The organism is Coleofasciculaceae cyanobacterium (genome assembly GCA_036703275.1).
GTDB lineage: Bacteria > Cyanobacteriota > Cyanobacteriia > Cyanobacteriales > Xenococcaceae > Waterburya.
Genome location: DATNPK010000006.1, coordinates 1 through 9,087 on the forward strand (window position 1 = coordinate 1; position 9,087 = coordinate 9,087).

Consider the following 9,087-nt stretch of genomic DNA (forward strand, 5'->3'; position numbering starts at 1 on the left):
TAACCGACCAGAGAAATGGAATTGCTCGACCATTACAGATAATCGCTAAATGAGTCATGCAATATTTATTCCATAGCATTGTCGTATCTAAAGCTAGATAGATTCTTGTCTTCGACCAGTTAGCGCTCGCTGCCATCAATAGAGGAAGATAGATTTTTTCTACCTCTACTTTTCGATTGCTTAAAAAGCGTCCCCAACGTTTTTGATAGCTTTGAGCTTTAGTCGCTCTACTCATCACATAGGATTCCCACTCTGTTAAATGCAGACTTTGACTTAATAACACTCCCATTACCATCCAACTCAACGTAATCAAATGTCTTTTGTTTGAGTAATGGCTGTATTGCGAGGCAGCGCGTTGGGCGGTTTCACCGACTTAAAGCGACTGCCGAGGGCGACGCAGATATTGCATTAGTTGATGATAAAGAGGTGGGTGCTGATTCATGATTTTTCACTGGTTTTTCGTAATTTCAGTGTCTCATGATGATTGCCCACTTTTTTATGAAAATCACGCTTTTCATCTACTTGTGTCCATCAGTCAGGGTTTTCTCACCCCTCCTCAGGTTCAAAGAGATCTCAATCGAATAATTACGGAGATTGGAACACCAGCTAATTCGCCCAAACTTCGAGGTTATGCTAAGGGACGAACCCAGGGCATGGTTCAAACTAAAAGAACTCGTCATGAGGTCATTAAACAAGGCAACAAAGAGAAAAAGCCAGAACCATCACCACCAATTGCAGTCTAATCGACTTGAAATTGTTAGTTAGCTATTGAGTCAAAATTCGCGAATTTCCATCGCGAATCATTTTGCTGTTTGTCCAAAGTCCAATCCTGTTTTGGTCTTAATTTTCTCATGGTTTTCTACTATTTTAAGCATTTGAGAAAATGTCTCTTTCTTAACTCCACATAAGCGTTTGAACTTTTCTGGGAACAAGTTTTTTCTTTTTTACTGACCTATTTATCTCTTTTTTATCATACTTTTGCAAGAGGTCTATTGAGGTAAACGTCCATGACGACGCACAAAATCTCTCTTTTGTGTCTGTCATTTGTTAAGAAACGTGTGCGGTTGCCCTGTCTTAAAGATGTAAGGATTACCCTAATTTTTAGTAACCTTATCGAAAGAGGAAGTAAAACGCAAATATAACGTGCGATGATTGAGAAAAAAGTGAAATAAATCGAAATAGCTCGAATCCAAATATTTATCTTCCAAGATTGATGCCTTTAAGTCTCTCACGTCGCTTGTTTATTTTTGAATCCCTACTTCTGGCAGCTAATGCCTGTACATCGGCACAAAAAACCAGCCCTCCTTTGCTTATTGGCGTTGTTAATTATGACCAATATGAACAAATTACTAACCGCTATACAAATTTTAGTCGCTACTTGAGTTCGGTATTGAGAACACATGTTGAAATCGAGCCAACTTTTAATGAGCGCAAAGCGTTAGAGCGTATTCAAAGCCAAGCTTGGTCTTTGGTTTTTGCGCCTCCTGGAGTAGCAGCGATCGCTATCAACGATTTTCACTACATTCCTCTTTTTCCCATGCAGGAGGACGTAACGAATCTCCGTTCTATCTTTGTTGTTGACAACAATAGTCCAATTTGGGAATTAAGGCAGCTAAAGGATAAAACTGTTGCCCTGGGTCAAGTTGGCTCGGCTACAGGGTACTATTTTCCCATCTATAATCTTTACGGTTTGACTCTTGCCGAAGTCTTACTCTCACCAATACCTAAGACCATTCTTGAATGGGTTGCTCAAGAAAAGGTGACTGCGGGAGCACTTTCTACGCAAGAATTCAATTTTCACAGTCCGCAATTTAGTCAAGCAGAGTTTCGTATCCTTTATACTGACTCTCACCCAGTTCCTCTTGGTTCGATTTTGCTTGCACAGACTGTAGATCGGACTTACCAGAATCGAATAATCGAAGTTATGAACAATGCACCTCCCGATATAGTTCAGCAAGCAGGCTATGTTCCAAATGCGTCAGTGCCAAATTATGAATATATGATTTCAGTAGTAGAGCGAGTCCGAGCGATCGCCGCCGACCTAGGCATCCCCTACGAATAAGTTTGTTCTGGCTAAATTAGCGAGAGCGCGACTTGCTACCTAATAAATCGCTGTCGAAAATCTTTCGCCTGCTGTAAATTGGAAATATTTTTAGCTAGAGCCAGACACAGTTCGGTTTCTGTCATATTAGGATTTTGCTTTACAGCGCGTTTGCAAATAAAATTTGCTATCGGACCAATATATTCTACTAACTCTTGATAACAGCGTTCGACAAACTCTGGAGTTATCCTCTCGTCAAAAGGGTCAGAAGCTATTGTAGTTGAATTAATGATGGGTCTAATTGAAGTTTCGGATGCACTGGTGGTAGATTGTGATGTAAATATATTAACACTGAAATGTTCATCTAATATTTTTAAACTCGGATTGATAGCAACAACCTCATTAAAAATTGTCCTGCTGTTAGGTGGACGATCGATAGGAGAAAATGCCATCATACGGTCAATTAAGTCGGCAAACTCAGGGGTAAGTTCAGGAACGGTGTCTCGCCAAAGCAGTTTACCTTTGGCTGAATCGTAAAAATTGCCAGGATTTTGGACAGTCAAGAGATAAATTGCCGTGCCACCAAGAGCATAAAAATCTGACTGCAATACTGCTTTTCCCATCATCTGCTCCATTGACGTATATCCGTGGGTAACAACTCCTGTAATTTCGCCTGTGGCTTTTTTTTGCAGATAGCTATGAGTGACTTTTCTCACCGTGCCAAAATCAATCAGAGCAATACAGCCATTGGCACGAAGCATAATGTTTGAGGGCTTAATATCCCGATGAAAAAAATTCTCGTTGTGAACTTGTTCTAGAATCAAAGCTAACTCTGCTAACCAGCGTTGAACCCTTTTTAGCTTAATCGGGCGATTACCTCTTTGTTCAATATAATCGCTCAAGTTTAAACCCTCTATTTTTTCCATCACTAAGCAATGCAAGGATTCTTCCGTTCCTGTAGGAAAATATAAAAAATAACCATCTAGATCGATCTTTGGTATACCAGGATGATTGAGAATGCTCAATACTTGAGCCTCCTGCTGGAATAGCTCTATATATTTGGGATGATTATCCATTAAAATCTTGAGTACCCAACAACGAGAATTGAAGTCAATTATTTCATAGGTTATGCCAAATCCTCCTTGACCAAGTTCTCGAACCACACGATATCTTCCATCCAAAAGCAATTCCGAGCCACAACCTTGACAAAAAATTGTCGTATCACAATTATTTGGTTGTTTACATTGAGGATTGATGCATAAACTCATTAGCTTAAGTTCAAAATTAATATTAAACCTCTTTTTTGCATGAATCACGCGCTCGCTTAGTCAGGCCAATTTGGTTTGGAGTATATTATTGTCTCTTTTTAGAATGAAATAGCCCTGGGTCACATGAGCTAGGTTGTGATTTTTGTCTAATGAGGTGCAAAAGATCTGAGCTATTCCAAATTCGCGTTATCCAAAATCCTTGATTATCAAACTAAGCCTTTAAAAACCGAGCGAGTTGCTCCAACTTTTGCCAGGCTAGTCCGCTGTTGACAATATCCCTCGCCAGAACCAGAGTCCGAACAAAAGTGTCGAGATAATTATTCTCTTCAGGTACTACTTCACCAACATACAATGCCAAAGCTGCATTTAAGACAACTATATCTTGCTGGGCTTGAGTTCCTTGACCGCGAAGAACTGCTTGAAGAACTTCTGCGTTTTCTCGAACATTTCCCCCATGAAGTTGACTGATGGGAGTTCTGGAAAAACCCAAATCTTTAGGGTCGAGGGTGAGGGCATGAATTTGTTGGTTTGACAAAATGGAGAGTTCGCTTTTATCCCCCAACCCTGCTTCGTCTAAACCTTCGCATCCGTGAAGGACAATTGCTCGATTAGTTCCCAGTTGTTTTAAAACCTGCGCAAAAGTCGGTACTAAAGAGGAATGATTGACACCAATAACCTGCCCTGTTGGTCGCAAAGGATTGAGCAAAGGACCGAGTAGATTAAAAATTGTCCGCACTTTGAGGGTTTTACGCAAGGGAGCGATCGCTTTTAAAGTTGGATGCCAATCTGGAGCGAATAGGAAAGTGATTCCCACTGCTTCGAGAGCTGACTGAGCCTTTTGGGGGGTTGCCTTGAGATTAATACCCAATGCTTCTAATACATCTGCCGAGCCAGTTTTACCCGATGCCGAACGATTGCCATGTTTGGCAACCTTAACTCCAGCAGCAGCAGTAACAAAAGCCACAGCAGTAGAGATATTAAAGGTTGACGCTCCATCTCCACCAGTACCGCAGGTATCTACTAGAGGTGCAGTACCAACTAGGCAATCGCGCGATGTCGCTTTAACCGATTGAGAGTATAAGACCCGAACCATACCAAGCAACTCTTCGCTAGAAACTCCTTTTGCCTGAATTGCTGCTAAGATCGCCCCCGATACTACAGGGGAAATGGTTTCTGTAAGCCAACCAATCATTAAATCGGTAGCTTGAGAAACGGAAAGAGATTGACCTTCGAGTAATTGTTGCAATAAAGCAGAGTAATTAAGGGGTTCGTGAATTAAAAGCTTGTTATCTAAATTTGCTATTGACATAGTGATCTTTATAGGTTTGATTTACTCTAAAATGAAAAAACCGTACGAACTGTACCAGTTATAATTGTGCCGTTACTGTCTTGATTTCCTGAATTGGTAATTACTTGAGCCGATGGAGTAATTTGCAGACGACGACTTAATGGGTAGTTATAAAACAGTTCAAAATTAGTCTGGGTTGCATTGCCAACTTCGCTAGCGATAAAGGGCTGACCTACAGCTATTCCTGCCAAAGCACCTTCGCGAAATAAATTTCTAGCACCAATTCCTGCTATCCAGTAATGAACGTCGATATCCCCCACGATTGTTTCATCGTAGCTACCATAGCCATAGCGAGCAAAAATACCAAATTCAGAGGTGAAGCTAAATTCTAAATTAGTACCGACGACATCAAAGCGATTGTCAAATAATTCACCTCCGCTATATTGCAGGCGTACAGCAAAATTTCTAGAGGGTGAGTATTCTGCTTCTACCGTTCCTTGATAAGTATCCCCAAACAAACCGCGATTGCCTGCTGCGTTAAGATTCATGCTTTGTTGGGGAAATAGGACTTGGGTAAATGGCGCAGCACCAATAACCGGTCTAATTTGTTCTCCACCAGGATTGCTAGCGTCTGGTGCTGCATACAATCCCCTGATGGCAAATGCTTTATGTGGTTTCCAATCAACTGCTGCCCCAGCAGCAGGACCATTAACTGGAAATAGAATCAAATTATTAACAAATAACTCAGAGCTAAAGTCTAGGAAGCTAAGATTGGCATAACTATTGCGATCAACATAATCGGTCGAGCGAATGTCTGGACCGAGAGAAACTGACAGGTTGGAAATGGGTTTGAAGGTGTAAGCCAATCTGCCTATGCCAAAATCTCCATCTTCTGTAGGTGGTTCTGCCGCATACTCTATCTGACTGCCAAAGAAAGGCTCTAACGTAGCAGCAGCATTGTCTACGCCCCTAAAATTATTTACCGTAGAGCCACTAGCACCCTCAAGACGAATTAACAAAGAATCAGTACCAAAAAAGCTGGTGGTTAAATCTAATCCCGCTCGATAGAGTATTGTCGCCTCGGGATTAGAATTGGCAAGTTCTCGCCTACCTGAAGGATCGACAATGCGATCGCCATCAAACCCTCCCGCATTAGCCGACATAATAATCTGTCCTCTCAACTTGGTAGTAGTGGAGAATTGGTTGTCTTCAAAGGCGGCGACACGACCTTCAATATTGTTCACCCGTCCTTTTAGTTGAGCTAATTCTGGCTCAAAGTCGCGAGCGAGTCGATCAAGCTGGCTGAGATCGTTAGGTCTAACCGTTTCCTGTTCGGCTATCATACGTTCGATGGCGTTGACGCAGGTATTTAAAGCAGCAGCAAACTCCCAGCGAGTTAAAGCGCGATCGCCCTGAAAAGTTCCGTCGGGATAGCCAGAAATACAGCCATAGCGATTGGCTAAATTTTTTAATGCCTCGTAAGCCCAGTCATTAGGGCTAACATCTTTGAGTTCGTTGACGTTGGTAATTTGATTAACGGTCAAAGCAGGGGAATTTTGGTTCTGAGATTGAATTAAATTAGGGGAATTTGAGGTGAGATCGTTAACTTTGGGAATCTTTGCGTGGGCTGCATCAGCACCAAAAAATAATAAACTAGATAAACAAATGCTATTGGTAAAGGTGCGATCGAGGAATTTTGGGAAGATCATCATAGAAATTTTCAAAATATAAAAATAATAAACTAGATAAACAAATGCTATTGGTAAAGGTGCGATCGAGGAATTTTAGAAAGATCGTAAGTAAAAATCTGGGATTTTACATCTACGAGTGCAAGTCGATCTTGAGAATGTGAGTTTTAATTATCTGTTGTTGAGTGTCCGTCTGGGAATCAAGAGGAAATGAAATACTACTAATATTACTAGCGTTATTGCTGCTCCCCCGTAGTAAATAGCTGGCATACCTCCAAGCTGCAAGGCGATCGCAGCCAGAATAGGTCCTAAAGCTCTGCCAAAGGCTTGGATACTGACATTCATTGACATAAATCCTGCTCGATAGCCTTCTGGAGCAAATTTGGCTAGTAAAGCTTGAATAGAAGGATAAGCCATCCCTTCGACTGCACCGATTAACATACTGGGGATTAAAAGCAGACTCAACTGGGTAGTGTTGAAAATTAGCAATAGTGAAACTGCGAAGATAACTAAGGAAATTTTAATTAGTTTGACTTCTGATAACTTGGTGGCAAACAAACCAACTAAAAGAGCAACTAAGGCTAGAGAAATAGAATTAGCAGAAAAAACGATGCCGATTGCCGAGGCTGAAGCGTTCATAACCGTTCCCGCCAACACGGGAGTGAAAGTATAAAACGCCCCAAACTGAACGGCAAATAGACCAACCACCAAAAACAACAGTCCCATTACTTCACGATGCTTGATGCTGTCGCTAATATTTTGCACGTAGGTTTTGAAGTCAATATTTTCCAGCTTGACAGCTTGGGTCGGCAGTTTGAGCTTAAGTAACACCAAGACAGCTACAGGAATTGCTAACAAAGACAGTAGAAAGGGCAGTCGCCAGTTAATATCTGCTAAACCACCACCGAGGGCAGGGTAAATGGTAGAACCCACACCGATGGCACTAGCGTTTAAAGCCATAGCGGTAGTGACTCTTTTTCCTTTGTATAAATCCGAAAGCGCGGAGATTACCATCGCTTCTAAGCTCGCTGCTCCAAATCCTTGCAAGCATCGCCACTCAATCAGACTGCGAAAATCCTGAGCGGTGGCACATAAGACCCCTCCCAGAGCAAATAATAGTAGAGAAGGAATCAAAATTTGCTTTTTACCAAAGCGATCGCCCAAGAAGCCAAAGATGGGCGTGCCAACGGCGACAGGTACTAAGAAAGCCGTGACTATCAATGTGATTTGTTGTGAAGAAACTCCTAAAGCTTGGGCGATAGTTCCTAGAGTGGGATTAATACTAAAAATTGGTAGAATCGCCACCATTGTCACGCTGAGGATAACTCGCAGATTGCGGTCTTTATATACCCTGGTCTGGGTCTTGCTCTGCTGAATTTCTAAGTTTGATATATTCATGAGTTTGAACCAATAGACTAACAATAAATAAGTAACTAACAGCAACGAGAACTTATGCAGTTGGAGATAAAGTTAAACCTCGTTCACGCCTTGAAAACGTTAGTTTCTCAAGTATCTGTTCAAAAGATTACTGTGCCAACATTTTATAATTTGCCAAATTGGTTCAAAAAATTTATGAGAGTGATTGCCAATATTCCAGAGTATAATTCCCTTTTTCTGATGATTCACTACGAATTTATCCCAGTGACATACTCCCGACACCGACTCTTGAGAGTACGGTGCGGGAGTATGTCACGAATTGGAGAGGAAAAAGGATTAATTGATTGGAACTATGGCGCAGTTGATGGGTCTTTTTCCCCCTGGCAAAGGAGGCGGTGATGGGGTTGCTTACGGTGGTAAGAAGAAAGGTATTTTAATCTATACACTTACCGAGGGAAACGGGATGCCTTTAGCCAACTGTAGAACTCCAGCAAACGGTAGTCAAAGAGAACAAGTTGTACGGTTGTTAGATCGTGTGAAAGTCAAAACCAACAAGCCTGGTAGACCACGTAAAAGAGTCAAGGTATTAGCTGCGGACAAAGGCTATGACTCAAAAGAAAAACGAGCGATTCTACGTAAACGTGGAATTAGACCTCAGTTTCTGACGGCGAGTTGGGAAAACTAAGAAAAATCGGGGTAGACCAATTAAAATCTGGTAGTCCTAAAGATGTAAGGATGCATTGTCCTAAAGGATACCGCTTCGCATATAGTGATGGACGAAATACCAAATTGCTCCAACATGATTTTCAATCTTTTTAGAAAACGATAGGGTTTTTCTGACTAAACGAGAAATTCTTTGGCGCAATGTACAGTTAAATCTCTCGATATAATTAGTTTTTCCTGTCTCTTTTCCTACAGATTGATGGCGTTTAGAAGGGATTACTTGTTCATAAGCCTCCCAGAAGTCACGCTTGGCAAACGGCGCACTGCCGATAGACTGGAGGTAAAGAACACCAAAGTTGTCTAGCTCCTTCTCGGCTGCGATTGCGCTCCGCGCTAGCCGAAGGCATCGCCTACATGAACTCCAACCACTTCTCTGGTTTGGACATCTAAAGCTAACCAAATCCATTGTTTATTGCCTTTATTGCCCACAAATGACCATATTTCATCACACTGAATCGTCAACTTTCCTTTTTTTTAGCTGTCACACTAACTTGCTGGGAAACTGATTCATATTTGTCATTGACGTAGTTTTGTAGCCAAGGTTCTCAAACGTCTGTCACTCTTGCAATCCCCGCTAATGGAATCTTTTCTAACAAGAGCTTGTCAATTAAATTCTTGGTCGATTGACTAATAATTTTCTGTTGTCGGTTTTCGACAAACTGTCTACCGCAGTCACGACACCGATAATTTTGTTTTCCATTG

8 protein-coding genes and 1 pseudogene are annotated in these 9,087 nt (G+C 41.6%); 3 read left to right on the plus strand and 6 right to left on the minus strand.

Annotation, left to right across the window (positions count from 1 at the left end; genetic code table 11):
* Positions 1-289 (minus strand): hypothetical protein (locus V6C71_00315; GenBank protein ID HEY9766934.1); only part of this gene is annotated, 289 nt, incomplete at its 3' end.
* Positions 290-524: 235 nt separating this feature from the next.
* Between V6C71_00315 and V6C71_00320 the strand changes: the two genes are divergently transcribed.
* Positions 525-743 carry a hypothetical protein gene (locus V6C71_00320; GenBank protein HEY9766935.1) on the plus strand — a complete coding sequence of 73 codons (219 nt, stop codon included), beginning with the start codon at positions 525-527 and terminating at the stop codon, positions 741-743.
* A gap of 470 nt (positions 744-1,213) precedes the next feature.
* Positions 1,214-2,062 carry a PhnD/SsuA/transferrin family substrate-binding protein gene (locus V6C71_00325; protein ID HEY9766936.1) on the plus strand — a complete coding sequence of 283 codons (849 nt, stop codon included), beginning with the start codon at positions 1,214-1,216 and terminating at the stop codon, positions 2,060-2,062.
* A 35-nt stretch (positions 2,063-2,097) separates the two neighbouring features.
* On the opposite strand, the gene V6C71_00330 is transcribed toward V6C71_00325, so the two are convergent.
* From V6C71_00330 to V6C71_00345, 4 genes are all read right to left on the minus strand, one after another.
* Positions 2,098-3,309 carry a serine/threonine-protein kinase gene (locus tag V6C71_00330; GenBank protein HEY9766937.1) on the minus strand — a complete coding sequence of 404 codons (1,212 nt, stop codon included), beginning with the start codon at positions 3,307-3,309 and terminating at the stop codon, positions 2,098-2,100.
* Between the two features lie 211 nt (positions 3,310-3,520).
* On the minus strand, positions 3,521-4,618 hold the full coding sequence (trpD, locus tag V6C71_00335) for an anthranilate phosphoribosyltransferase (protein HEY9766938.1): 1,098 nt from the start codon (positions 4,616-4,618) through the stop codon (positions 3,521-3,523).
* A 26-nt stretch (positions 4,619-4,644) separates the two neighbouring features.
* Positions 4,645-6,309 carry an iron uptake porin gene (locus V6C71_00340; GenBank protein ID HEY9766939.1) on the minus strand — a complete coding sequence of 555 codons (1,665 nt, stop codon included), beginning with the start codon at positions 6,307-6,309 and terminating at the stop codon, positions 4,645-4,647.
* 147 nt (positions 6,310-6,456) lie between these two features.
* Entirely contained in the window at positions 6,457-7,683 is a 1,227-nt protein-coding gene (locus V6C71_00345) for an MFS transporter (GenBank protein HEY9766940.1), read from the minus strand.
* A 343-nt stretch (positions 7,684-8,026) separates the two neighbouring features.
* On the opposite strand from V6C71_00345, the gene V6C71_00350 reads away from it, so the two are divergent.
* The gene (locus V6C71_00350; GenBank protein ID HEY9766941.1) at positions 8,027-8,347 is read left to right on the plus strand and encodes a transposase; all 321 of its coding nucleotides are present in this window, start codon (positions 8,027-8,029) and stop codon (positions 8,345-8,347) included.
* 60 nt (positions 8,348-8,407) lie between these two features.
* Here V6C71_00350 and V6C71_00355 read toward each other — a convergent pair.
* Positions 8,408-8,572: pseudogene (locus V6C71_00355) on the minus strand (IS1 family transposase).
* Positions 8,573-9,087: the final 515 nt, after the last annotated feature.